23 protein-coding genes and 1 pseudogene are annotated in these 24,349 nt (G+C 51.6%); 15 read left to right on the top strand and 9 right to left on the bottom strand.

From position 1 onward, the window contains the following. Nucleotides 1-30 precede the first annotated feature (30 nt). The 3 genes from prs to lolB form a co-directional block, all read right to left on the bottom strand. Complete coding sequence (prs, locus tag AB182_RS13535) at nucleotides 31-978, bottom strand: ribose-phosphate diphosphokinase (RefSeq protein WP_090085106.1); 948 nt, start codon at nucleotides 976-978, stop codon at nucleotides 31-33. 124 nt (nucleotides 979-1,102) lie between these two features. After that, nucleotides 1,103-1,969 carry a 4-(cytidine 5'-diphospho)-2-C-methyl-D-erythritol kinase gene (gene ispE / locus AB182_RS13530; RefSeq protein WP_047373288.1) on the bottom strand — a complete coding sequence of 289 codons (867 nt, stop codon included), beginning with the start codon at nucleotides 1,967-1,969 and terminating at the stop codon, nucleotides 1,103-1,105. Beyond that, nucleotides 1,969-2,592: a lipoprotein insertase outer membrane protein LolB gene (lolB, locus tag AB182_RS13525; RefSeq protein ID WP_047370555.1), complete on the bottom strand. Its 624-nt coding sequence runs from the start codon at nucleotides 2,590-2,592 to the stop codon at nucleotides 1,969-1,971. Before lolB ends, ispE begins: the two co-directional genes overlap by 1 nt. 201 nt (nucleotides 2,593-2,793) lie before the next feature. Between lolB and hemA the strand changes: the two genes are divergently transcribed. From hemA to AB182_RS13480, 9 genes and pseudogenes are all read left to right on the top strand, one after another. Continuing rightward, nucleotides 2,794-4,050: a glutamyl-tRNA reductase gene (gene hemA / locus AB182_RS13520; protein ID WP_047370554.1), complete on the top strand. Its 1,257-nt coding sequence runs from the start codon at nucleotides 2,794-2,796 to the stop codon at nucleotides 4,048-4,050. 36 nt (nucleotides 4,051-4,086) lie between these two features. Beyond that, nucleotides 4,087-5,169 (top strand): peptide chain release factor 1, encoded by a 1,083-nt coding sequence (gene prfA / locus AB182_RS13515; RefSeq protein WP_047370553.1) that lies wholly within the window; start codon nucleotides 4,087-4,089, stop codon nucleotides 5,167-5,169. Beyond that, a complete protein-coding gene (prmC, locus tag AB182_RS13510) occupies nucleotides 5,169-6,008 on the top strand; it encodes a peptide chain release factor N(5)-glutamine methyltransferase (protein WP_047370552.1) in 840 nt (279 codons plus the stop codon). Before prfA ends, prmC begins: the two co-directional genes overlap by 1 nt. Nucleotides 6,009-6,014: 6 nt before the next feature. Then, on the top strand, nucleotides 6,015-6,407 hold the full coding sequence (gene sirB2 / locus AB182_RS13505; protein ID WP_047370551.1) for an invasion regulator SirB2: 393 nt from the start codon (nucleotides 6,015-6,017) through the stop codon (nucleotides 6,405-6,407). A 3-nt stretch (nucleotides 6,408-6,410) separates the two neighbouring features. Then, nucleotides 6,411-7,220 carry an invasion regulator SirB1 gene (sirB1, locus tag AB182_RS13500; protein WP_047370550.1) on the top strand — a complete coding sequence of 270 codons (810 nt, stop codon included), beginning with the start codon at nucleotides 6,411-6,413 and terminating at the stop codon, nucleotides 7,218-7,220. Between the two features lie 37 nt (nucleotides 7,221-7,257). Then, nucleotides 7,258-8,112: a 3-deoxy-8-phosphooctulonate synthase gene (kdsA, locus tag AB182_RS13495; protein ID WP_047370549.1), complete on the top strand. Its 855-nt coding sequence runs from the start codon at nucleotides 7,258-7,260 to the stop codon at nucleotides 8,110-8,112. A 494-nt stretch (nucleotides 8,113-8,606) separates the two neighbouring features. Continuing rightward, nucleotides 8,607-11,094 (top strand): annotated as a pseudogene (locus tag AB182_RS13490) (DUF2345 domain-containing protein). A 13-nt stretch (nucleotides 11,095-11,107) separates the two neighbouring features. After that, on the top strand, nucleotides 11,108-11,923 hold the full coding sequence (locus tag AB182_RS13485; RefSeq protein WP_047370548.1) for a hypothetical protein: 816 nt from the start codon (nucleotides 11,108-11,110) through the stop codon (nucleotides 11,921-11,923). 78 nt (nucleotides 11,924-12,001) lie between these two features. After that, nucleotides 12,002-12,241 (top strand): hypothetical protein, encoded by a 240-nt coding sequence (locus AB182_RS13480; protein WP_139153703.1) that lies wholly within the window; start codon nucleotides 12,002-12,004, stop codon nucleotides 12,239-12,241. On the opposite strand, the gene AB182_RS13475 is transcribed toward AB182_RS13480, so the two are convergent. After that, nucleotides 12,235-12,932, bottom strand: a protein-coding gene (locus tag AB182_RS13475) for an IS1 family transposase (protein WP_223883564.1) whose coding sequence is annotated in 2 segments (ribosomal slippage) — nucleotides 12,235-12,683 and nucleotides 12,683-12,932 — 699 coding nt in all. Because the reading frame shifts where the segments join, the coding sequence is not laid out codon by codon here. The two genes, AB182_RS13480 and AB182_RS13475, sit on opposite strands and share 7 nt — an antisense overlap. Nucleotides 12,933-13,002: 70 nt before the next feature. Between AB182_RS13475 and AB182_RS13470 the strand changes: the two genes are divergently transcribed. Continuing rightward, nucleotides 13,003-13,305 (top strand): hypothetical protein, encoded by a 303-nt coding sequence (locus tag AB182_RS13470; RefSeq protein WP_047370546.1) that lies wholly within the window; start codon nucleotides 13,003-13,005, stop codon nucleotides 13,303-13,305. Between the two features lie 739 nt (nucleotides 13,306-14,044). Here AB182_RS13470 and AB182_RS13465 read toward each other — a convergent pair. Then, nucleotides 14,045-15,165, bottom strand: a protein-coding gene (locus tag AB182_RS13465; protein WP_120773466.1) for an IS3-like element ISKpn34 family transposase whose coding sequence is annotated in 2 segments (ribosomal slippage) — nucleotides 14,045-14,913 and nucleotides 14,913-15,165 — 1,122 coding nt in all. Because the reading frame shifts where the segments join, the coding sequence is not laid out codon by codon here. A 101-nt stretch (nucleotides 15,166-15,266) separates the two neighbouring features. On the opposite strand from AB182_RS13465, the gene AB182_RS13455 reads away from it, so the two are divergent. After that, entirely contained in the window at nucleotides 15,267-16,232 is a 966-nt protein-coding gene (locus tag AB182_RS13455; protein WP_222708280.1) for a T6SS immunity protein Tli4 family protein, read from the top strand. 172 nt (nucleotides 16,233-16,404) lie between these two features. Here AB182_RS13455 and chaA read toward each other — a convergent pair whose 3' ends face one another. Next, nucleotides 16,405-17,505 (bottom strand): sodium-potassium/proton antiporter ChaA, encoded by a 1,101-nt coding sequence (gene chaA / locus AB182_RS13450; protein ID WP_047370545.1) that lies wholly within the window; start codon nucleotides 17,503-17,505, stop codon nucleotides 16,405-16,407. Nucleotides 17,506-17,774: 269 nt separating this feature from the next. Here chaA and chaB point away from each other — a divergent pair, with 269 nt between their 5' ends. Then, nucleotides 17,775-18,005 (top strand): putative cation transport regulator ChaB, encoded by a 231-nt coding sequence (gene chaB, locus AB182_RS13445; protein ID WP_039079190.1) that lies wholly within the window; start codon nucleotides 17,775-17,777, stop codon nucleotides 18,003-18,005. A 178-nt stretch (nucleotides 18,006-18,183) separates the two neighbouring features. Next, the gene (locus tag AB182_RS13440) at nucleotides 18,184-18,879 is read left to right on the top strand and encodes a gamma-glutamylcyclotransferase (protein ID WP_047370544.1); all 696 of its coding nucleotides are present in this window, start codon (nucleotides 18,184-18,186) and stop codon (nucleotides 18,877-18,879) included. A gap of 13 nt (nucleotides 18,880-18,892) precedes the next feature. Here the strand turns inward: AB182_RS13440 and AB182_RS13435 are convergent, their stop codons facing one another. The 3 genes from AB182_RS13435 to AB182_RS13425 form a co-directional block, all read right to left on the bottom strand. Further along, nucleotides 18,893-19,135, bottom strand: coding sequence for a DUF1883 domain-containing protein (locus AB182_RS13435; RefSeq protein ID WP_047370543.1), 243 nt, complete (start codon nucleotides 19,133-19,135; stop codon nucleotides 18,893-18,895). Nucleotides 19,136-19,350: 215 nt separating this feature from the next. Beyond that, nucleotides 19,351-21,135: a methyl-accepting chemotaxis protein gene (locus tag AB182_RS13430; RefSeq protein ID WP_047370542.1), complete on the bottom strand. Its 1,785-nt coding sequence runs from the start codon at nucleotides 21,133-21,135 to the stop codon at nucleotides 19,351-19,353. Nucleotides 21,136-21,243: 108 nt separating this feature from the next. Further along, on the bottom strand, nucleotides 21,244-21,597 hold the full coding sequence (locus tag AB182_RS13425) for a DsrE/DsrF/TusD sulfur relay family protein (RefSeq protein ID WP_047370541.1): 354 nt from the start codon (nucleotides 21,595-21,597) through the stop codon (nucleotides 21,244-21,246). Between the two features lie 67 nt (nucleotides 21,598-21,664). Here AB182_RS13425 and nasR point away from each other — a divergent pair, with 67 nt between their 5' ends. Both nasR and AB182_RS13415 read left to right on the top strand, forming a co-directional pair. After that, on the top strand, nucleotides 21,665-22,855 hold the full coding sequence (nasR, locus tag AB182_RS13420) for a nitrate regulatory protein NasR (protein ID WP_047370540.1): 1,191 nt from the start codon (nucleotides 21,665-21,667) through the stop codon (nucleotides 22,853-22,855). Nucleotides 22,856-23,088: 233 nt separating this feature from the next. Then, complete coding sequence (locus AB182_RS13415) at nucleotides 23,089-24,348, top strand: CmpA/NrtA family ABC transporter substrate-binding protein (RefSeq protein WP_047370539.1); 1,260 nt, start codon at nucleotides 23,089-23,091, stop codon at nucleotides 24,346-24,348. Nucleotide 24,349: the final 1 nt, after the last annotated feature.

The raw sequence follows: 24,349 nt of genomic DNA, 5'->3' as shown, positions 1-24,349 counted from the left end.
CGCCGTAGCGGGTCTTTGTGCCGATTCCAATCAATGTTCGAACATTGCGGAAATGGATTCTTCGTTGCTGATGCGACGAATCGCTTCGGCCAGCATGCCAGACAGGGTCAAAGTACGCACGTTTGGCAGCGATTTGATTTCATCCGTCAGCGGGATAGTGTCACAAACGACCACTTCATCGATAACGGAATTGCGCAGGTTATTTGCCGCATTGCCAGAGAAGATCGGGTGAGTCGCGTAGGCAAATACGCGTTTAGCACCACGTTCTTTCAGCGCTTCTGCTGCTTTACACAGCGTACCGCCGGTGTCAATCATGTCATCAACCAGCACGCAGTCACGACCTGCGACGTCACCGATAATATGCATAACCTGAGAAACGTTCGCACGCGGACGACGTTTATCAATGATAGCCATATCGGTATCGTTAAGCAGTTTGGCGATAGCGCGAGCGCGAACTACGCCGCCAATGTCCGGAGAAACCACGATAGGGTTATCCAGATTGAGTTGCAGCATATCTTCGAGCAGGATAGGACTACCAAATACGTTATCAACCGGCACATCAAAGAAGCCCTGGATCTGCTCAGCGTGCAGGTCAACGGTGAGGACGCGGTCAACGCCTACGCTGGAGAGAAAATCCGCGACAACTTTTGCGGTGATAGGTACACGTGCGGAGCGCACGCGGCGGTCCTGACGAGCATAACCAAAGTAAGGAATAACGGCGGTAATACGACCTGCGGAAGCACGGCGCAGGGCATCAACCATAACAACCAATTCCATCAGGTTGTCGTTCGTTGGAGCACAAGTGGACTGGATGATGAAAATATCACCACCGCGTACATTTTCATTAATTTGTACGCTGACTTCGCCGTCGCTAAAGCGACCAACAGCGGCGTCGCCGAGAGAAGTGTACAGGCGGTTGGCAATACGTTGTGCTAGTTCCGGGGTGGCGTTACCAGCAAAAAGCTTCATATCAGGCACGAGAAGAACCTCAGGCATGCGTCCATTGGTGGATAGAATAAGCCATAAATGTGCGGTTCAGACATAATCCTATCCATGCGGTGTATTAAAGAGCGCGATGCAACGTCTGGAACAAGTGACGTTGTCACCGGTACTCAGCTTGCCCGGCGAGGGCGCTGGCCAGAGGCGAGAGGTTTACACCTCGTGCGACAAAACCGTGTAGCCATGCCGGGGCTTGCTCTAACACCTGAAGAGCAGCAGACTCTGTGTCAAATTCAGCAAAAACACAGGCCCCTGTGCCAGTCAGGCGCGACGGCGCGTATTCTAGCAGCCAGGTAAGCGCCTCATCAACCTTACGAAAACGTTTTCTTGCGATAACCTCGCAATCGTTGCTGAATTCACATTTTAGTAACGTTTCTATTGACCGTTTTGGCGTATTTCTCGGCAGTTCCGGATCGCTGAAAATGGTCGGGGTAGGAATACTGACACCAGGATGGGCGACCAGATACCATTTTTCTTCGGGTTCTGTTGGGGTGAGTATCTCGCCGACGCCTTCCGCGAACGCCGCGTGACCCCGGACAAATACCGGGACATCCGCCCCCAGTGTCAATCCAAGCTCTGCCAGCTCATCAACCGATAAACCGCAATGCCACAGATGGTTAAGCGCCACCAGCACCGTCGCCGCGTTTGAGGAACCGCCGCCCAGTCCTCCCCCCATCGGCAGACGTTTGTCTATCTGGATATCCGCGCCGCTGCCCTCTGGCAGACGGCCCGTCCTTTGCGCTTCTCGCATCAACAAACGGGCTGCGCGAACGATCAGGTTTTCTTCATCCGGCACGCCTGCAACAGGAGTTAACAACCGAATAATACCATCTGTGCGCAGTTCAAAGCCTAAAGTGTCACCGTAATCAAGAAACTGAAACAGGGTTTGCAGCGTATGATAACCATCAGCCCGTTGCCCGGTGATGTACAAAAACAGATTAAGTTTCGCCGGTGCGGGAAAGCGCATCATCATTTCGCAATCCAGTTATCCATTTTGAGCTTAATACGCTGACCACCGTCGCTCAGCTCGAGACTGGAGGGCAGAGCAGGCTTCGTATCGCTATCATAACCGCCGTAGACGACTTTCCAGTTTTTCCCCCCCTGGCTGTAGTTAAGCTCGCTCAGACGATACTGATCATCAAGCTTGTAATCAGTCGCGTCGCCTGGCAGGCCCAGAATCCACTGACGCAGGCTGTTAAGCGGAATCGGCATGCCGGTCAGTTTGCCAATCATCTCTTCCGCATCGGTGGCGGTATAACGCTTGCCTTTATTGTCGACCAGTTCCACTGCGCCAGGTTGGGCGTTGAGCTCCAGTTCTGTGCTGCCCAACGGGTTTGTCAGCAGCAGGCGATAGCGATCCTTCCCGGTTTGTTGCCAGAAAAAGCGAGCATAGACTTTCTGCTCATCGGAGATGAAGGCGAAAGCGCCACGCGTTTGAAACTGGTTCAATTTGCTGACTTCTTGCTGATGTTGACGCCACTGGGGGGCATCCGGACTCTGGCCCGGACCTTTCGGCGCGTTGAGGGTACAAGCAGTGAGTACGAGGCTTGCCAGCGGCAGCAAACGAATAAGGCGAAAATCCGGCAAAGTCATAATGATGACGAATCCTTGAGGTGCGTTGCAGTAAATATTCTTAATGCTAGCGCCGGGCAGTGATAGCGTCTACGTTCAAGTTGTCTTAAATCATTAAATTACCGATTACTCCAAAAGGGGGCGCTCTCTTTTATTGACCTCGCGCATCCTGTATGATGCGCACAGTCTAACCTTATCAACGTTGGTACTATTCCTGCTCACATGACTCTTCTGGCGCTCGGCATCAACCACAAAACGGCTCCCGTTTCGCTGCGAGAACGTATTACGTTTTCGCCGGATACGCTCGACCAGGCGCTGGATAGCCTGCAAGCGCTGCCGATGGTGCAGGGCGGGGTGGTGTTGTCGACATGTAACCGCACAGAGCTTTATTTAAGCGTTGAAGGGCAGGAAAACCTCCATGAATCGCTGATCCGCTGGCTGTGTGATTACCATCAAATCAGTGAAGAAGAACTGCGTAACAGCCTTTACTGGCACCACGATAACGATGCCGTCAGCCATTTAATGCGCGTGGCGAGCGGGCTGGACTCACTTGTATTGGGTGAGCCGCAGATCCTCGGCCAGGTGAAAAAAGCGTTTGCTGATTCTAACCGCGGTCATCTGAAGGCCAGTGAACTCGAACGTATGTTCCAGAAGTCGTTCTCGGTCGCCAAACGCGTACGCACAGAAACCGATATTGGCGCCAGTGCGGTCTCGGTTGCGTTTGCCGCCTGTACGCTGGCCCGGCAGATCTTTGAATCACTCGCATCTGTCACCGTGATGCTGGTTGGCGCTGGGGAGACCATCGAACTGGTGGCGCGTCATCTGCGCGAGCATAAAGTGCAGAATATGATCATCGCCAACCGTACCCGTGAACGTGCGCAGGTTCTGGCTGATGAAGTGGGGGCGGAAGTGATTTCCCTCAGTGATATCGATTCACGCCTGAAAGATGCCGATATTGTCATCAGCTCTACCGCCAGTCCGTTGCCAATCATTGGTAAAGGGATGGTCGAGCGGGCAATGAAGGCGCGTCGTAACCAACCGATGCTCTTGGTGGATATCGCCGTCCCTCGCGATGTCGAACCGGAAGTGGGTAAACTGGCGAACGCCTATCTGTACAGTGTTGACGATTTACAGAGCATCATTCAGCACAATCTTGCGCAGCGAAAAGCGGCGGCGGTGCGGGCTGAAAGCATCGTCGAACAGGAAACAAGCGAATTTATGGCCTGGCTGCGTGCGCAAAGCGCCAGTGAGACCATCCGTGATTACCGCAGCCAGTCTGAGCAGATTCGTGATGAATTGACTGCCAAAGCGCTGGCCGCCCTTGAACAGGGTGGCGACGCGCAGGCCATTATGCAGGATCTGGCCTGGAAACTGACCAATCGCCTGATCCACGCACCAACCAAATCTCTTCAGCAGGCCGCCCGTGACGGGGATGATGAGCGCCTGCATATTCTGCGCAACAGCCTCGGGCTGGAGTAGCACAACAATCTCTAATAACAGGGTGCATTTACGCCTATGAAGCCTTCTATCGTTGCCAAACTGGAAGCCCTACACGAGCGTCATGAAGAAGTTCAGGCGCTATTGGGTGACGCGCAAACTATCGCCGATCAGGAGCGATTCCGCGCCTTATCCAGGGAGTATGCGCAACTAAGCGACGTATCGCGCTGTTTTACTGACTGGCAACAGATTCAGGAAGATATCGAAACCGCACAAATGATGCTTGATGACCCGGAAATGCGCGATATGGCGCAGGACGAGTTACGCGAAGCAAAAGAAAAAAGCGAACAGTTAGAACAACAACTGCAAATTCTTCTTCTGCCTAAAGATCCTGATGATGAACGCAGCGCCTTCCTTGAAGTGCGTGCCGGAACCGGCGGCGATGAAGCGGCATTATTCGCAGGCGATCTGTTCCGTATGTATACCCGCTATGCCGAGTCGCGTCGCTGGCGCGTTGAGATCATGAGCGCGAATGAGGGGGAGCATGGCGGCTATAAAGAGATCATCGCGAAAGTGAGTGGTGAAGGCGTTTACGGACGTCTGAAATTTGAATCCGGCGGTCATCGCGTGCAGCGCGTACCGGCAACCGAATCACAAGGGCGAATCCATACCTCTGCCTGTACCGTTGCGGTGATGCCTGAACTGCCGGAGGCCGAGCTTCCGGACATCAACCCGAGCGATCTGCGCATCGATACGTTCCGTTCATCCGGGGCCGGCGGGCAGCACGTTAACACCACCGACTCCGCAATTCGTATTACCCACTTGCCGACAGGCATCGTGGTGGAGTGTCAGGACGAACGTTCCCAGCATAAAAACAAAGCCAAAGCGCTGGCTGTTCTGGGTTCGCGCATTCGCGCGGCGGAAATGGCTAAACGCCAGCAGGCGGAAGCCTCAACGCGTCGAAACCTGCTGGGGAGCGGCGATCGCAGCGATCGTAACCGTACCTATAACTTCCCGCAGGGACGTGTAACCGATCATCGTATCAACCTGACGGTCTATCGTCTGGACGAAGTGATGGAAGGCAAGCTGGATATGCTCATTGAGCCGATTGTGCAGGAATACCAGGCTGACCAACTGGCAGCGCTCGCCGGACAGGATTGATGGATTATCAACACTGGTTGCGTCGCGCGATAAGTCAACTGTCGCACAGCGAAAGCCCGCGCCGGGACGCGGAGATTTTACTGGGCTTTGTAACCGGAAAAACGCGCACCTATATTCTTGCCTTCGGCGAAACAGCGCTTTCAGACAGAGAATGTGAGCAGCTTGATGATCTGCTGGCCCGTCGTGAACGGGGCGAACCGGTCGCACATCTGGTGGGCGTTCGCGAATTCTGGTCTTTACCGCTATTTGTCTCGCCTGCGACGTTGATCCCGCGCCCGGATACCGAATGCCTGGTTGAACAGGCGCTGAAACGTTTGCCGGAACAACCGTGCCGGATCCTCGATCTGGGGACCGGTACCGGCGCTATCGCGCTGGCGCTGGCCAGTGAACGGCCGGATTGCCAGATCACTGCGGTCGACGTAATGCCCGATGCCGTCGCGCTGGCCCTGCGTAACGCGGAACATTTAGGCATATCGAACGTCACGGTTCTGACCAGCGACTGGTTTAGCGCCCTTGCCGGGCAGCATTTCGATCTGATTGTCAGCAATCCGCCTTACATTGATGAGCACGATCCTCATCTCGCTATGGGTGATGTACGCTTCGAGCCGCGTTCCGCATTGGTTGCGGCACAAGAAGGGCTTGCGGACCTGGCGTGGATAATCGCACAATCAAGGCGTTTTTTGCGCGCGGGTGGCTGGCTGTTACTGGAACATGGCTGGCAGCAGGGGGAAGCGGTACGTGCGCTGTTTGGCAATCAAGGATATGTGCAGGTGGAAACCTGCCGGGACTATGGTGATAACGAGCGTCTGACGCTCGGGTGCCTGCCGCTACAGGAGTAACAGGGCGTGAGTGCGTATACATTTCTGATTAGCCTGCATTTGACCACGGTGATTCTGACCATTAGCCTGTTCGTGCTGCGTTACTGGTGGAATTTTACGGGCAATCCCCGCGTTCAGGCGCGTTGGATGCGCATCGTGCCTCACGCAGTGGACACGCTGCTATTGCTCAGCGGCCTCGGGCTTATCGTGGTAACGCGCTATATCCCATTTACTGCTAATGGCGCATGGCTGACGGAAAAGCTGTTTGGCGTTATCATCTACATCGTTTTGGGTTTCATTGCGCTGGGGCGACATCGTCCGCGCAGCCAGCAAACGGGGTTTATTGCGTTTTTGCTGGGGCTGGTGGTGCTGTACATCATCATTAAACTCGCCACCACAAAGATACCGATACTGGGGTAAGACATGCGGTCGTTAGCCGATTTCGAATTTAACAAAGCACCATTGTGCGATGGGATGATCCTGATATCAGAATTGATTCGTGATGATTTTCCCTCGCAGTTCGTGCACGACGAACTTGAGCGTCTGATCCGTCTGGCGCGTGAAGAAATAAGTCAGGCTCAACCGCAGGATTTGCAGCTGGAGAAACTTCTTGAGCTGTTTTACGGCGAATGGGGTTTTAAAGACACCCGCGGTGTGTACCGTCTGTCGGATGCGCTGTGGCTGGATAAAGTCCTGCAAAACCGCCAGGGTAGCGCGGTGTCGCTGGGTGCCATTCTGTTGTGGGTTGCCGGGCATCTTGACATCCCGTTGATGCCGGTGATTTTCCCAACGCAGCTCATTCTCCGCGCAGAGTGGCTGGATGGGGAAATGTGGCTGATCAATCCATTTAATGGCGACACGCTGGATGAGCATACGCTGGACGTCTGGCTTAAGGGGAATATCAGCCCTGTTGCTGAGCTGTTTAATGAGGATCTCGATGAAGCAGATAACGCGGAAGTCATTCGTAAGCTGCTGGATACATTGAAATCAGCATTAATGGAAGAGCAACAGATGGAACTGGCTTTGCGAGCCAGTGAAGCCCTGTTGCAGTTTAACCCGGAAGACCCGTATGAGATCCGCGATCGTGGTTTAATTTATGCGCAACTCGAGTGCGATCATGTTGCGCTGCACGACCTGAATTACTTCGTAGAGCAGTGTCCTGAGGATCCCATTAGCGAGATGATCCGTGCGCAAATTAACACCATTTCGCACAAGCAAATTACGCTGCACTAAACTGAATTAATAGACTGAATCTTGATAAGGGAATTATATGAAACAAAAAGTGGTTAGCATTGGCGACATCAATGTCGCGAACGATCTGCCGTTTGTTCTGTTTGGCGGTATGAACGTGCTGGAGTCCCGCGACCTCGCCATGCGTATTTGTGAGCACTACGTAACCGTTACCCAGAAACTGGGTATTCCGTATGTGTTCAAAGCCTCTTTTGACAAAGCCAACCGTTCCTCCATCAAGTCTTATCGTGGACCGGGCCTGGAAGAAGGGATGAAAATTTTCCAGGAGCTGAAACAGACTTTCGGCGTGAAAGTGATCACCGATGTTCACGAAGCCAGCCAGGCTCAGCCCGTCGCTGATGTGGTTGACGTAATTCAGTTGCCGGCTTTTCTGGCGCGTCAGACCGACCTGGTCGAAGCCATGGCGAAAACCGGTGCCGTCATTAACGTGAAAAAACCGCAGTTCGTGAGCCCTGGTCAGATGGGTAACATCGTGGATAAATTCCATGAAGGCGGTAACGACAAAGTTATCCTGTGTGACCGTGGCAGCAACTTCGGTTACGACAACCTTGTTGTTGATATGCTCGGCTTTAGCGTGATGAAAAACGTCTCTGGCAACTCGCCGGTCATTTTCGATGTGACACACGCATTGCAGTGCCGCGACCCGTTTGGCGCAGCGTCAGGTGGCCGTCGTGCCCAGGTTGCTGAGCTGGCGCGTGCGGGGATGGCGACAGGCCTGGCCGGTCTGTTTATTGAGGCGCATCCGGATCCAGCCAACGCGAAATGCGATGGCCCGTCCGCACTGCCGCTGGATAAACTGGAGCCGTTCCTGAAACAGATCAAAGCGATTGATGATCTGGTGAAAAGCTTCGATGAACTGGATACCAGTCATTAATCATACCTTGCAAAACACCGTTCGCATCAGTGTGAACGGTGTTATTAATATCTGAACGCCTTCCAGTAAATACCCCGTATTCCTGCTTCATTCCGCTCTGTATTCGAGAAAAATAATTAGCTCGCTTTTTTCAATAATAATTTCTTATTTTTTAATCCAAACATTGTCAGTGTGAATGTTTGAAAAATGTAGTTATTTTCCTAAATAAAGAATTACGTGAACAGCATTCCATATTTAATGGCTCTTGTTTTAAGTATCTTTATTAACAGGATGTTTTTTGTCTATATGGAATTGCGTTTGTTTATTATGACGTTGCATGGAGAGCCTGTATTCTCTGGCGGTAGCTATGTTTCCGGGCATAACGCTATTGAGAGGGCGTAAATAATCCCTTCTGCAATAAACAGGAAATAGCAGATTGATTTGATTGCCCGATATTAATGAATTAATGAGAGCAAGAATGTTTTGGCATGTTGCAAGGACGCAGGAGGCACCGCATGAACGCGCTGAATTTCGACCACGCCCACCACACATTAAAAATCCGTGGCCTGAACAGCCCGCCTGTCGTGCTCTCCTTTGAAGGCCGTGAGCACCTGAGCCTGCCGTTCTGCTATGACATTCAGTTCACCAGCCGTGATAAAACCCTGGAGCCGGAAGCGGTGCTGATGCAGGACGGCGCGCTCAGCCTCTGCGCCCCGCCGGTTCAGGGGATGCCGGTACAGATGCCGCTGCGCACCCTGTACGGCGTCATCACCGGGTTTAAACAGCTTTCCACCTCGCGCGATGAAACGCGCTATGAAGTGCGCCTCGAACCCCGGCTGGCGCTGCTCGCCCGCAGCCATCAGAACGCCATCTACCAGAACCAGAGCGTGCCGCAGATTGTGGAAAAAATCCTGCGCGAGCGCCATGGGATGCTCGGCCAGGACTTCGTCTTCAGCCTGGCGGGAGAGTACCCGTCACGCCAACAGGTGATGCAGTACGGCGAGGACGACCTGACGTTTATCTCCCGGCTGCTGGCGGAGGTGGGGATCTGGTTCCGGTTCAGTACCGACGTGCGGCTGAAAATTGAAGTCATTGAGTTTTATGACGACCAGAGCGGCTATGAGCGCGGCCTGATGCTGCCGCTGCGCCATCCGTCGGGGCTGAGCGACAGCGGCACGGACTCCGTCTGGGGGCTGAACACGGCATACCGGGTGGTGGAAAAAAGCGTCACCACGCGGGACTACAACTACCGCGACGCGACCGCTGACATGACCACGCCGGCGTTTGACGTATCAGGCGGCGACAATACCACTTACGGCGAAGCCTGCCACTATGCCGACAACTTTCTGACGGCAGGCGGCCCGGACGTACCGGAGAGCGGGGCGTTTTACGCGCGTATCCGCCACGAACGTTACCTTAATGGCCGGGCCATGCTGCAGGGGCTGTGCTCCAGTGCCCTGCTGATGCCGGGGCTTGAGCTGAAAGTGCCGGACGCGGACGCCCCGACGGTGTTTCGCAGGGGGGCACTGATAACCGGACTGACCGCCCGCGCAGCCCGCGACCGCAGCTACGAACTGGTGTTTACCGCCATTCCGTATTCAGAACGCTACAGCTTTCGCCCGGCGCGCATCGCGAAACCGGTGATGGCCGGGACGCTGCCCGCACGGGTGACCAGCACAACGGCGAACGACCCCTACGCCCATATCGATAAAGACGGACGCTACCGGGTGAATCTTGATTTTGACCGTGAGACCTGGAAGCCGGGTTACGAGAGCCTGTGGGTACGGCAGTCCCGCCCCTATGCGGGGGACACGTACGGCCTGCACCTGCCACTCCTCGCGGGTACGGAGGTCAGGTTTGAGGGTGGCAACCCGGACCGGCCCTATATCGCCGGGGTTAAGCATGATTCCGCCCACCCCGACCCCGTGACGATCCAGAACTACAAGCGCAACGTGCTGCGCACCCCGGCAAACAACAAGCTGCGCCTCGATGATGAGCGCGGCAAAGAGCATATCAAGCTCAGTACGGAGTACGGCGGCAAGAGCCAGCTCAATCTCGGCCATCTGGTGGACGCGGGAAAACAGCCGCGCGGGGAAGGCTTTGAGCTGCGCACGGACAGGTGGGGCGTCATCCGGGCGAAGAAGGGGGATATTCATCAGCGCTGACGGCCAGGAGCGGGCGCAGGGCCAGGTGCGGGAGATGGCGGCGGCCCTGAGCGAACTGCAGCGCGCGCAGTCGCTGGCGGAAGCCGTGCGCAGTGCGGCAGAGGTGGCAAAAGCAGAGCTGGCAGATGTGCAGGCGCGGCAGGCACTGCTGGCAGAAAGCCTGACGGAGCTGAAACAGGCTGCACTGCTGCTGAGTGCGCCTGAGGGGATAGCGCAGGTCACCCCCAGAAGTCTCCAGCTGTCGGCCGGGGAAAACCTTGTCAGCACTGCGGGACAGCATGCGGATTTCAGCGTGCTGAAAAAGTTTACCGTGGCCGCCGGGGAAGTGGTCAGCCTGTTTGCCCGGAAGCTGGGGATAAAAATTTTTGCCGGCAGGGGCAAAGTGGAAATCCAGGCGCAGAGTGACGACATGACGCTGGATGCACTGAAAGATATCCGGATAAGCAGCTGTGAAGGAAAGATCCTGATTTGCGCAGAGAAAGAGATCATCCTGACCAGCGGCGGAGGTTATATCCGTATTGCTGACGGCACGGTGGAATGTGCAGCACCGGACAAGATCATTGAACGCGGCGCAGTGTGGCAGAAGTTCGGCGGACGAAGTATGGATCCGGAGAAATTAAAGTCTGAGCTGGTAGAGTTACCGAAGGTAGAGTCTGGTGAATATAACATACAGTTTTTATGTGTTGATGATAAAGGTAGACCTTACAATAATAACAAATATATTATTTTTTTTGAGAGCGGAATGGAAAAAGAAGGCGTTACTGATAGTAAGGGGTATACAGAAATATTCTTTACCAACAAAAAAGAAAGGGTGGATATTCATCTTATCTTTGATTAATGAGTGAGTGTATATGGGAAAAAGACAATATAATGGTCAACTTTCAGGTGGGCAAACGGGGCCAGCGCAAGGAGGCAACAGCACGAATGTTCAACAAGTTAATATTACGAGAAAGGAGTATATATTAGTAGTTGGTTTCGAAGTGAATTTCGAACATACTGCTTTTATAAATAATGTTCATGACTTGAGGGAGAATTATGGACATGCATTTTTTTATGTTACAAAGAATAACGTTGTAGAGACTTTTTTTAGTTTTGGACCAGCTGCGTTGGGTGTTTCCGGAAAATTCACTGATGAGTATAATGGCGAGAGATCGGCAACAACAAATTATCCTGTAAGTGAGGTGTCCAGACTATATAGATTTTTAATAACGAAAAAGCAATCAGAGAATGTAAAAAAGTCAGCTGATAATTTTACAGCACGAGTAAGTGCCGGAAAGGAACATTACGATGCCAGTCAGAACGATACCTGCGCGGAAACTGCAAGGGATATTTTATCCGAGGGTGGGGTTGCAACACCCGATGGAAGTGGGCCTGTTATAGGAACGGATAACATGATGCTGGATCGGATTACAGAAAAATTATCTTTCGTTAATCCTTATATGTGGAATAAGAATTTTAATGCGAAGTATCCTACTCATTTTATTTTCTATCCTGGATCTGGAGGCGTTGGTTCTTTGAGAATGATCGATGGTAGAGGAAATTCTGTGACGCAGAATGGACAAAGGGTTGGCCTTAGCAATAATTGGATACTTGCTCCTGGTGACAGTGACCCATTGATGTCGACTAATCAACACACTATTAATCATGGTAGTCTGGAAAAAAAATGAAATTATCATGTTTAATATATGTATTTCTTTTTAATGGTTCATTGGTTTTTTTTTTCGACTGAGATCGGTGAGATTTATATGAGTAAAAATATTACTGACAGGCATGAGGCTGTTACTGATGCAATTGCTATAGCGGAAGAGTTAGTTAATGGGAGCGTCACTTTCGAAGAAGTTAAGCGTTCAGGATTTTTTGATAAAACTCTAACCATTAGTCCTAAAACAAGAAAAAAAATAGAAAGGATAACATTTGAAAAAGATAAAATATTGTCAGTTACTATTGAAAGAGAGTATAAAGAGGTAATGACTCCAACTTACTGATAGTGTTTTATGTTCAGATAATGCCCGATGACTTTGTCATGCAGCTCCACCGATTTTGAGAACGACAGTGACTTCCTGCCCAGCCTTGCCAGATGCTGCCTCAGATTCAGGTTATGCCGCTCAATGCGCTGCGTATATCGCTTGCTGATAACGTGCAGTTCTCCCTTCAGGCGTGATTCATAAAGCGGCCAGCCATCCGTCATCCATACCACGACCTCAAAGGCCGACAGCAGGCCCAGAAGACGCTCCAGCGTGGCCAACGTGCGTTCACCGAATACGTGCGCCACAACCGTCCTCCGTATCCTGTCATACGCGTAAAACAACCAGCGCTGGCGTGATTTAGCGCCGACGTAACCCCACTGTTCGTCCATTTCCGCGCAAACAATGACGTCACTGCCCGGTTGTATGCGTGAGTTTACCGACTGCGGCCTGAGTTTTTTAAGTGTCGTAAAATCGTGTTGAGGCCAACGCCCATAATGCGTGCACTGGCGCGACATCCGACGCCATTCATGGCCATATCAATAATTTTCTGGTGTGTACCGGGCTGAGAGGCGGTGTAAGTGAACTGTAGCTGCCATGTTTTACGGCAGTGAGAGCAGAGATAGCGCTGATGTCCGGCAGTACTTTTACCGTTACGCACCACGCCTTCAGTAGCTGAGCAGGAGGGACAACTGATGGAGATGGAAGCCACGGGAGAACCTCAAAAACACCATCGTACACTAAATCAGTAAGTTGGCACCATTACCTATAAAGATGTGCATTTGAGAAAAGAGGAAGGATGGTATGAAGCTGATATTATTATACATAATAAGGCTGATCTTTTGTTATTGAATAATTGCGATTTTTTTATGAAATTGAACCTGACTTTAAAGGATATTTATAAAGAAAAGTATAACTACGGTCCTGGGCATGATGAATTTTCATACTATGTATATAGTTATGAGAAAAAATCTGGTGGTAACGTTTATTTTCATTTTATGGTTTCGCAAGACTACTTTGTTAATGATAGTTCTTGTCCAGAAGGTTTTTATATGGTTAAGGTGTTTTCTGTGCGAGGGGGTTGAATATTAAATTGAATAATTAATGATTGGACTGAGAAAGTATATCCTCGCACCAATGATAGTTTAAAACGTCTATTTCCGGGTGGAGATAGGGATATGCTAAGGATTTTTTTGATGGATATTTCATTTTGACGGCTGCTCTCACACGTGTTCATGGGAAAGGACGTAAGGTAACGAAAAATAAATTATTCAATCTCTGTGGAATATCTGCGGATGCTTCTATTGATGTAAAGCATTTTATAATGGCGATGAGGTTGTTGATGGTGAGAATTCTAATTGCTGGCATGTTATAATATATAAAAACTATGAGGGAAAATATGTAAAGGCAGCTTTGTATTATTTATTTAACTGATTAGAATCTATATTAACTGTTATGTTTTTTATTTATAGTGAGGTATTTTTCAATAGTTTAAATTTCGAATTTTCTATGGGAATAACTAAGGTGTCACACCCATTCGTGCAGGAAAAATAATCCACTGCAATATCAAGGAACGTCTCGCTGTAGAGACATGTCACGAATCCGCTTACAGACATCCCCTTAGTTTGGCCTTTACATTACGTTCTATCATAAAAATAGCACAGTTGGTTCAAGATGACGAAAAGATGGCGTATGCTGATTAATATTCGGCATTGCAGGTTCAAGTGGTTGTTGCTGGCTGCTTTTGTACTTTTTATCGGATGGCTTATATCTGCAACAAATGGGCATAACTTCTTGACCTGCCCCCAGAGTTAGATACAACCTTCAGTTAGTAATGTCGGTTGGTTTTTCTTCATATTTCCCGTTTCGCCAGCCCGCTGCAAATTCAGCCGGCGTCAGGTAATTCAGTGATGAATGTGGTCGACACTCGTTATAATCCAGTCGCCAGTCATTAATGATCTTCCTGGCGTGAACAATATCGCTGAACCAGTACTCATTCAGGCATTCATCACGAAAGCGTCCGTTAAAACTCTCAATAAATCCGTTCTGCGTTGGCTTGCCGGGCTGGATAAGTCGCAGCTCCACACCATGCTCAAAAGCCCACTGATCGAGTGCGCGGCAGGTAAACTCCGGGCCCTGATCGGTTCTTATCGTAGCCGGATAGCCGCGAAACAGCGCAATGCTGTCCAGAATACGCGTGACCTGCACGCCTGAAATCCCGAAGGCAACAGTGACCGTCAGGCATTCCTTTGTGAAATCATCCACGCAGGTCAGGCACTTGATCCTGCGACCTGTGGCCAGTGCGTCCATGACGAAATCCATTGACCAGGTCAGATTGGGCGCCATCGGGCGGAGCAGCGGCAGACGTTCTGTTGCCAGCCCTTTACGACGTCGTCTGCGTTTTACACTCAGGCCATTAAGTTGATAGATGCGGTAAACCCGCTTGTGGTTAACGCAAAGACCTTCACGTCGCAGAAGCTGCCAGATACGCCGGTAACCAAAACGGCGGCGTTCAAGTGCCAGCTCTGTGATGCGTAGAGACAGCTGCGCGTCAGCAGGCGGACGCTGAGCCGAATATCGGCAGGTTGACAGGGACAGACCTGCCAGCCTGCAGGCACGACGTTGCGACAGACCCTTAGCCTCGCACATGACTTCCACGGCTTCCCGCTTCTGGTCTGTCGTCAGTACTTTAGCCCAAGAGCCACCTGAAGCGCCTCCTTATCCAGCATGGCTTCAGCAAGCAGCTTCTTGAGTCTGGCGTTCTCTTCCTCAAGAGACTTCAGGCGCTTAACCTCAGGCACCTCCATACCGCCATACTTCTTACGCCAGGTGTAAAAGGTGGCGTCGGAAATGGCGTGCTTACGGCAGAGCTCACGGGCAGAAACGCCGGCTTCGGCCTCGCGGAGAATACAGATGATCTGTTCGTCGGAAAAACGCTTCTTCATGGGGATGTCCTCATGTGGCTTATGAAGACATTACTAACATCGCGGTGTATTAATCAACGGGGAGCAGGTCATTCTCACTGAATAGCAGAGAGGGAAACATAGTGACAAAATTAATACAAGAATCTGAAACGCGATATTTTGGTTTTTATTCTATTAAGTTTCCAGTGGATTTTTCACCAAAGGGCATGGTTATGCGTGTTCATGGGTCAGATATGACTATCGTGGATACGAAGTTGCAATATTATTATGGGTTCAAGCAATTTTTGTCCCGATATGAGGAAGAACTTAGAAATACAACTGTTTCAGACTTGAACGATCTTCCCTATCTCAAGGATATTTACTGTTTGGAGCCCCCAACTATAGGTGCAATATTTGAGCGAGTCGAGAATAAAAATACTCCAGATTTTGCAAGAACATTAGATGCCTGGAAATGGGAAGATGATATTACATTTTCTGTTAAAATGTTGGCTCAGGATGGACGTGCGGCTCGTTATGATGAAATCAGAAAAATAGCGAAATATAGCTATAGATATGATGTCCCTGAGAAAAAAAGACAGCTGCTGGCTATCTTATCAAGCTTGCAATCACGAAAAGATAATCATCCGCCATCGGAGCATAAATTTGCAATACAATTTGCTCAGGTTGATGTTTCATTGCTGGGAGAATATGAGATATCTGTAAATTATGAAAATAATAAAGATATTAGCCTGGCTATGCAAACAGATAATGGCAGATACACGGACAGAATATTACTTGAGAGCGATATTTGCTCCATAGGAGCAACATCATGTTTGACTTTGTACAAAGGGAAAAGGAACATAAATGGGCTGGAGGTTTCTGAATGGTTGATTAACCAGAAGACGCTAGCGACTACATATCCAACGCTGGAATATATATTTGAGCTTGCTATACATGAAGATAAAAAGGAGGGGCACTCCCCACTTAAACTTTCAATGTATTATAAGGTTGATCTTCTTAAGCCGGATGGTATGTTAAGTGAAGCTGAGTTGGTTTCATTATGGCAACATATCACTCGTACGATTAAGTATTATCCTCCTGACGCATAAGATTTATTTGATAAATACCGCCTGCCCAAAAGACTCTCCCTGACCGTAAATATAACGACGAGTTCAAGTACCTCAAACCCGATGCGTCACTTGCTACCACTGACCTGATAAACCAGGTCAGCGGAGAGGGATAATAAGGGCGGCTCATTTCGCACAGACGCCCTTGTCCATATCAGGCAAAAATTGTCATCAGATAGGCCGCAAACAGCGCCAGATGCGCAGCACCGTTAAGCACATTGGTTCGCCCTGTCGAGAACGAAATATGGCACAGCATCAATGACGCCAGCATCACCACCAGTTCCGGTTTGCCCAGACCAAACATCAGATCATTCCCCGTCAGCCAGGCAATCAGCGTGACAACCGGCACCGTCAGTGAAATAGTTGCCAGTACGGAGCCGAAAAACAAGTTCATCGCGCGCTGCACCTGATTATTTAAAACCGCTTTCAGGGCACCCAATCCTTCCGGCGAGAGAATCAACAGCGCAACCAGGAAGCCGGTAAATGCGACCGGTGCATTCAATTCCGTCAGCAGATTTTCCAACGGATGGGCATTCATCTTGGTGACCGCAATAACGGCAATCAGATGGACCAGCAGCCAGACGGTGTGCCAGCCGCTGCTGTGCGCCGACGGTTTACCGTGATGAGGGTCATCATCGTCGCTTTCATCTTCGTGCTCATAGACGAACAGGTTCTGATGGGTTTTGGTTTGAATCAGCAGGAAAACACCATACATTGCGGCAGAAATAAGCGCGACCAGCAATGATTGTCCGGTCGTGAAATTGCCACCCTCTAAGGCCACCGGAAAGACCAGCACAATAATAGCCAGCGGGAAGAGGGCTATCATATATTGTTTGATGCCGAACAGGTTCACATATTGCGTGGCAAATTTCCGCCCACCCAGCAATAACGAGAAGCCAACCAGGCCACCGCTAACGATCATAATGATGGAATAAAGTGTGTCGCGCATGAGCGTTGGCGCAGCATCGCCGGTGGCCATTAACGCAGAAATTAGACTCACTTCAAGAATAACGACAGAAAGGCTTAAAATTAATGAGCCATAGGGTTCACCGAGACGGTGAGCCAGAACATCGGCATGGCGAACGACGCTAAATGCACTGGCAAGAATACCCACCAGGGCAAGAATGTTCATTCCGATTATCACTGGCAGCGACTGACTGTTTCCCCAAAAAAGCAGCACTGCCAGTGCCAGAACCGGGAAAATGAGCGAAGTCTCCTTGTGGCGGGTTTTAACCGCCTCGTGCGTTGTAGTCATTGTTGATCTCCATCCAGCAGGTATTTGTAATTATAGAAAGAAATTCAGGCCGCATAAAATAACAAACATTCCTCTGCCATTATCCCTTTTTTACGCTTTTTTACGTCATGAGGATTTTCTTATGCAAGATGCTCATTTACTGATGTTTCGCCAAAAACATGCTTAATTTACAAAAAGATATTTTTTAAATAGTGTTGAAGACATCATTGGGTTGGATAAGACGCGAAGAATCAACCAGACTTAAGTTTTTACTTAAGGAGGTGTGAAAAATGCCCTATAAAACGAAATCGGATTTACCTGACAGCGTACAACATGTCCTCCCTGCGCACGCCCAGGAAATCTATAAAGAAGCCTTTAATAGCGCCTGGGAGCAATATAAAGATAAAGACGATCGTCGCGGTGATGCCAGCCGTGAAGAAACCGCGCACCGCGTGGCCTGGGCGGCTGTAAAAAATGATTATGAAAAAGGCGATGATGATAAATGGCATAAAAAGCGATAACTCTATGAAATAGTGAGCTGCGTTCTCTTATTGCCAACATGATTATTCGCCATCCGCGTTACACCCTATAGAGTTCACTTGAAAACGGCCTGTGAATTGCATATCGTCATTGAAAAGCGCCAGGAAAGCAGCAGTAAAGTCGTTGCACGGAAGCATGCAGTGGCGGAGGTAGAAAGAGATGTTAACGCGTGATTTCTTAATGAAGGCAGATTGTAAAACGGCGTTTGGAGACATTGAGGAATCGCTTTTATGGTCGGCGGAACAACGAGCAGCATCGCTTGCTGCGACGCTGGCTTGCCGTCCGGACAACGGCCCGGTATGGATTTTTGGTTACGGTTCGCTGATGTGGAACCCGGCTCTGGAATATGACGAGTCCTGTACCGGTACGCTCCCCGGCTGGCACCGAGCATTTTGTTTACGTCTGACGGCGGGGCGCGGTAGCGCCTGTCAACCCGGACGTATGCTTGCACTAAAAGAGGGCGGACGCACCACCGGCGTGGCGTATCGCCTTGCAGAATCGACGCTACATGAAGAGCTTTCTCTGTTGTGGAAGCGTGAGATGATCACCGGTTGCTACCTGCCGAGCTGGCGCAGGCTGGAACTCGATGACGGGCGCACGGTGAATGCGCTGGTGTTTATCATGGACCCTCGTCATCCGCTTTATGAGTCCGATACCCGCGCGCAGACCATTGCGCCACTTATTGCCTCTGCAAGCGGCCCGCTTGGCACCAACGCGCAATATTTGTTCTCGCTGGAACAAGAGTTGATCAAACTGGGTATGCAGGATGATTGCCTGAACGAGCTGGTGGGAAGAGTGCGTCTGCTGCTGGAGGGAGAAAAACCAGGCCCGGAGATGCAACCTGGTTTCGCCTGATTGTCGTGCTAACTTATGCTGGAACGTAACTGATGGAATGTTCCAGCGACTGGCTGTGGCTATCGATCAGCACATTCCAGATACCGCTGTAAGGAACCGCCAGATACGCACTGGCACGATCCTGAACGCTTAATACATCAGTCTGAGCGGCGGCCTGGCCTTTATCGCTCATCAGATGAATATGGCAGCTTTCAGAACAACGTACTACCACTGTATCCCCACCAAATAACTTCAAACTTGTTTTTACCAACGCCATTGTTTTAAACCCCGTATGTATCGACAACGCACTCCCTGCGGGATAATCCCGTGCGTGATTTTGCTCACAATTCACTCATTGCATAACACCAAACGAGAGGGGTTCAGATGCTGACTTTGATCAAAAAATGGCGTAACGATTAAACAATAATGACAAAATTCGGTAGGGGTTTGTGTCGGCGCGTTAAATTCGGGGAAAAACGCGCCGACAGAAGATTAAATGCGGAAATGACCGGCAGTTTCAGCAAGCTCGCCCGCTTGTTCCTGTAACGCACCTGCGGCGGCGGCTGACTGGATCACCAGTTCGGCGTTTTGCTGCACCATACGGTCAAGATCGATGACTGCATGATTGATTTCCTGGATGCCTTTCATCTGCTCGTTAGTGGCGACGGTGATTTCACGCATAATGACAGAGACGCTGTCGATGCTGGAGACAATTTCCCCCATACTTTCCCCGGCCAGACGCACGTAGCGGGAACCTGTTGCTACGCTGTCTGTTGTCGAATCAATCAACGACTTGATCTCCTTCGCCGCCTGAGCACTGCGGCTGGCAAGGTTACGCACCTCGCCGGCAACCACTGCGAAACCGCGTCCCTGTTCGCCTGCACGCGCAGCTTCGACCGAGGCATTCAGCGCCAGGATATTGGTCTGGAAAGCGATACCGTCGATCACGCTGGTAATATCTCCAATTTTGGTCGAAGCCACTTCGATAGATTGCATGGTTGAAATGGCCTGCGATACCACTTTACCCCCGCGTGACGCAGCCTCAGAGGCGGTATGTGCCTGATCGTTGGCCTGTGCGGCGGAATCCGTCGACAGGGCAACAGAAGCGGTAATCTGCTCAACCGCACTGGCAGTCTCGCGCAGACTGGACGCTGCCTGTTCTGTCCGTTCTGACAGATCCTGGTTACCCGCCGCAATTTCTTGCGCCGCCTGCTGAACGGAATGGCTGGAATCGCGCAGTTTAACCATCACCACGGACAGTTTGTCGCTAAAGGCGTTAAACGCATGGGCGATTTGCGCGACTTCATCATTACCCTGCTCCGGCAGGCGCTGTGACAGGTCATCCGTACCGCTGCTGATCGCATTCATCGCATCACGAATGGTGATCAGTCGCCTGAGCATGGTGGCGACAATCCAGTGCATGAGGGCACCGGCCAGGATGACCAGCACAATCAGTGAAACGGCCGAGGCTTTTAATTGCGCGCGCAGGCCCGCGGTAGAGTCTGCACTGTCCAGTGCGACAACTAACAGCCAGTTGGTGCCGTTGACTTTGGTGGCAAGAAACGACTTTTCCGAGCCAGCAAAGACGCCCGTCACCGGTTTACCCGCCTGTAGATCGGCAAATTGCACCTCACTGATAGCCTCGCCGAACGGTTTCAGCGTCAGTTTGCCATCGTTAGCGGCAATCACGCTGCCATCGCTGTTAAGCAACAACCCGCTACTGTTTGGTGTGGGTTTAATACCCTGTACGTTGGCTACCACGTTGTCCATTGATACATCACCCGCGACCACTGCTTTAAGCGTACCGTTCTCTTTTACCGGTACCGCGAAGGTCACCACCAGTTTCCCGCTGCCTGCATCGACATAAGGTGCGGTAACGATCGGGGCATCCGCTTTAGCGGCCTGCTGATACCAGGGGCGAATAGTCGGATCATAATCCGCAGGCACGCCGTCCGGGTTTGAGAATTTGGCCGTTTTACTGGCGTAACCCACATAGACGTTAATAAAGCCGGCAGCCTGAGCAATCTGGGTGAACACCGGAACGGGATCGTCAGTTAATGCTACTTTCTGCAGGGAGGCGATGGCGGTTGTTTTACTGCTGACCCAGTCACTGATGGCGAGGCTATGGCTACCGCTGGTGCTGGTGAGGATGTCCTGCTGAGCGTACTGATTATGCTGGCTGGTTACCTGGTAGTTAATAACGGTGTTAAGAAGAAGGGCAATAGCGAGACAGCCCGCTGTCGCCGCAATGATACGAGCGCGAATTGACCTGAACATATATATGAGTACCTGCTGTGTTGTCTTTAATGCCTATCGGCAGCACAGCAGGCAAACTTGATGCCGGAGGGGCATCCATAAGAAAAAAGTATTAAAGGCCGATCACGATTAGAACATTAAAACCTTGTCAGCCGCCAGAGTCCATTGTGCCAGCTCCACCAGCGTACCAATGGCGACGCCATCCACTAATGGCAGCGTTGTGATACCCCTGCCGTCGGTGCAGGTTTTGCACAACTTAACCGGTACGTTTTGCGCGGTAAGGATTTCCAGCATTTGCTGAATGTTGTACCCCTCGGCAGGTTTTTGCCCACGCAGCCCGGCGGTCACCGCATCGGACATTAAAAAGAGGCGTAAATCGAGGTCGGCTTCCTGCTCGCGCAGGGCGATCGCCAGACGCAGACTGTTAAATAAGGATTCACTGCCATACGCCGCGCCGTTGGCGACAATCACAATCTTTTGCATCTTCACTCCTTCGATAGGGCATGGTTATTGCTTATTACTCCCCAGCAGACAGCCACGGAGAGTAAGCATGAATAATTATACTGATGCGACACCCGACGCCACCGACTGGTTTCGCTACGCGCGTCAGGTCCAGAAACAGCAGCTTCACCAGCTTGCGCAGCTTGGCGTGCTGGCGGGAAAAATCAGCCATCTGACCCATATGCTGCAGTGCGAGCGCGGAGCATCGAATATCTGGCTATGTTCAAAAGGGCAACTTTATGCGCTGGAATGTCGTGCCAGCAGCGCGCTTGCCGATGAGAACATCACCCCGTTTTTACCTTTGCTTGCCATGCTCAGGCCACTCGCCAGTAGCGCATTATGCCACCGTATTGCAGCCGCTGTCGGGTGTCTGGAACAACTTCCGCAATTACGTGAACAAATAAAAACCCAGCGTATTACGGCAGAGCAGGCGATGGCGCAATTCAGCCGCACCATTAGCCATCTGTTGAGTATTATCCCGCAGCTTAACGACAGTGTTGATGATCCCAGAATCGTTAAACATCTGGTGGCGCTCTACAGCTTTATGCAGGGAAAAGAGCTGGTGGGGCAAGAGCGTGCGCTGGGGGCGATTGGGTTTACCCAGGCGGCGTTTAGCGATGCGCTGCGCCAGTCGCTGGTGGACCGGATTGACGGGCAGCAACCCTGTTTTGAAGCCTTTCTGTCGCTCGCGGCGCCTGATGTCAGTGCGATATTTGCCCGCGAATGCACCGCCGGGCTGGAGATTGAACAGCTTCGTCGCCAGGCCTGCACCCGCGTGCCGCCTGCAGATGGCGGAGAAGGGGCGCTACGCTGGTTTGCGCTGCAAACCCAGCGGCTGGAGCATCTGCGGGCACTGGAAGAGGTGCTGATCAATGAACTGATGCATACGACGGCGGCCATGCTGGAAGAAGACGACGTCAATCTCAATACCTGGATTGATGATACGGCGGACGATCGCCTTTCCGGGCGGCTCGATAGACAACTCTTACCTCTGGTGCGCCAGCAGGCCCGTGAACTGGAGCAGCTCAGTGCGCAACTGGCGTCCTTACAGGACTCACTGGAGGAACGTACGCTGATTGATAAAGCGAAAAACATCCTGATGAATCACCAGAATATGAGCGAAGAGCAGGCCTGGCAATGTCTGCGTAAAATGGCCATGGACAAGAATCAGCGCATGGTTGAAATCGCCCGCGCGCTACTTACGGTGCGCGCGTTATGGCCTCTAACACCTAAGGAGTAGTTGCACATTGGGCGGGCATTTCTTGCACATGCGCAGTGCGAAAAAAACGACAAAACGGCTGAAAAGTGAGAAAAACAGCGGCTTGTGACCTGGCATGCGGGTTGCATTGTTATCGAGTGTAAGTGACAACAAGAGTGGCGGGGAACCAACGGCGGTTCACTGACCCTTCGGATAAAGGCGTCCATTGGTGCGAAAGCATCAACGGGCGCTTTTTTTTTGCTTCGGGAGTGGATATGGGCGATTCATCGGTTTCATTAACGCGCAGGCGTTTTCTACAGGCAGGGGCAGCACTGGGCGGCGCGATGCTGATGCCCGGCCTGATGCAGGCGGCGTGGGCGGCGGGTTCCGATAAACCGGAACAGACCACCGTTCGCGTCGGGTTTATTCCGCTGACCGATTGCGCGCCACTGGTCATTGCGGCCCTGAAAGGGTTCGATAAGAAATACGGCATTACCCTGGTGCCCACCAAAGAGGCCAGTTGGGCGGCAGTGCGCGACAAACTGGTCTCTGGCGAACTGGACGCCGCGCATGTGCTTTATGGTTTGCTGTATGGCCTGGAGCTTGGTATCGCCGGGAAAACTCAGTCGATGGCTAACCTGATGACGCTCAACCAGAACGGCCAGGGTATTACCCTCTCGACAGATTTGCAGGGTAAAGGCATCACCGAGGGTGAAAGCCTGAAAAAAATGATTGGGCAGAGCGCACCCGGGACCTACACCTTTGCCCATACCTTCCCGACCGGGACCCATGCCATGTGGCTCTACTACTGGCTGGCGAGTGCGGGCATCAACCCCTTTACCGATATCCGTACGGTAGTCGTGCCGCCGCCGCAAATGGTGATGAACATGCGGATCGGCAATATGGTCGGTTTTTGCGTCGGTGAGCCGTGGAACGCCCGCGCCATTAATGATCGCATCGGATTTACCGCCGCGACCAGCCAGTCCGTGTGGCCGGATCACCCGGAAAAAATCCTTGGCACACGCCGCGCATGGGTCGAACAAAACCCGCATACCGCCCGTGCGCTGGTCTGTGCGGTGATGGAAGCGGCTCGCTGGATTGACGCATCCGATGATAATCGCCGTGAAACCGCACGCATTCTTTCGCGTCGGGCGTGGCTCAACACCAAAGAGCAGTATCTGACCGGGCGCATGCTCGGTGAATACGACAACGGTGCGGGCAAACGGTGGCAGGACGCGCACGCTATCCGCTTCTTCAATGAGGGCCAGGTGAGCTACCCGTGGCACTCCGACGGCATGTGGTTTTTAACCCAGTTCCGCCGCTGGGGCCTGCTGAAAAGCGCCCCGGATTATGCCGCCATCGCCAGCCGCATTAACCGTATCGATATCTGGAAAGACGCCGCCACGGCTATCGGGGGAATTACGCCGCCAGCACAGACCATGCGAACCAGCACGCTGATGGATGGCACTCGCTGGGACGGTACCGACCCGGAGCGCTACGCCAGACACTTCGACATTCAACGAACAGGGGCCTGAT

It is taken from the genome of Phytobacter ursingii (assembly GCF_001022135.1).
GTDB classification, from domain to species: domain Bacteria; phylum Pseudomonadota; class Gammaproteobacteria; order Enterobacterales; family Enterobacteriaceae; genus Phytobacter; species Phytobacter ursingii.
This window is presented reverse-complemented; position numbering and strand designations above follow the sequence as displayed.

Coding starts and splice junctions, on each gene's coding strand:
- ispE (WP_047373288.1), bottom strand. CDS start 1,969: ATGATGCGCTTTCCCGCACCGGCGAAACTTAATCTGTTTTTGTACATC.
- lolB (WP_047370555.1), bottom strand. CDS start 2,592: ATGACTTTGCCGGATTTTCGCCTTATTCGTTTGCTGCCGCTGGCAAGC.
- hemA (WP_047370554.1), top strand. CDS start 2,794: ATGACTCTTCTGGCGCTCGGCATCAACCACAAAACGGCTCCCGTTTCG.
- prfA (WP_047370553.1), top strand. CDS start 4,087: ATGAAGCCTTCTATCGTTGCCAAACTGGAAGCCCTACACGAGCGTCAT.
- prmC (WP_047370552.1), top strand. CDS start 5,169: ATGGATTATCAACACTGGTTGCGTCGCGCGATAAGTCAACTGTCGCAC.
- sirB1 (WP_047370550.1), top strand. CDS start 6,411: ATGCGGTCGTTAGCCGATTTCGAATTTAACAAAGCACCATTGTGCGAT.
- kdsA (WP_047370549.1), top strand. CDS start 7,258: ATGAAACAAAAAGTGGTTAGCATTGGCGACATCAATGTCGCGAACGAT.
- AB182_RS13485 (WP_047370548.1), top strand. CDS start 11,108: ATGGGAAAAAGACAATATAATGGTCAACTTTCAGGTGGGCAAACGGGG.
- AB182_RS13480 (WP_139153703.1), top strand. CDS start 12,002: ATGAGTAAAAATATTACTGACAGGCATGAGGCTGTTACTGATGCAATT.
- chaA (WP_047370545.1), bottom strand. CDS start 17,505: ATGACTACAACGCACGAGGCGGTTAAAACCCGCCACAAGGAGACTTCG.
- chaB (WP_039079190.1), top strand. CDS start 17,775: ATGCCCTATAAAACGAAATCGGATTTACCTGACAGCGTACAACATGTC.
- AB182_RS13440 (WP_047370544.1), top strand. CDS start 18,184: ATGTTAACGCGTGATTTCTTAATGAAGGCAGATTGTAAAACGGCGTTT.
- AB182_RS13435 (WP_047370543.1), bottom strand. CDS start 19,135: ATGGCGTTGGTAAAAACAAGTTTGAAGTTATTTGGTGGGGATACAGTG.
- AB182_RS13430 (WP_047370542.1), bottom strand. CDS start 21,135: ATGTTCAGGTCAATTCGCGCTCGTATCATTGCGGCGACAGCGGGCTGT.
- AB182_RS13425 (WP_047370541.1), bottom strand. CDS start 21,597: ATGCAAAAGATTGTGATTGTCGCCAACGGCGCGGCGTATGGCAGTGAA.
- nasR (WP_047370540.1), top strand. CDS start 21,665: ATGAATAATTATACTGATGCGACACCCGACGCCACCGACTGGTTTCGC.
- AB182_RS13415 (WP_047370539.1), top strand. CDS start 23,089: ATGGGCGATTCATCGGTTTCATTAACGCGCAGGCGTTTTCTACAGGCA.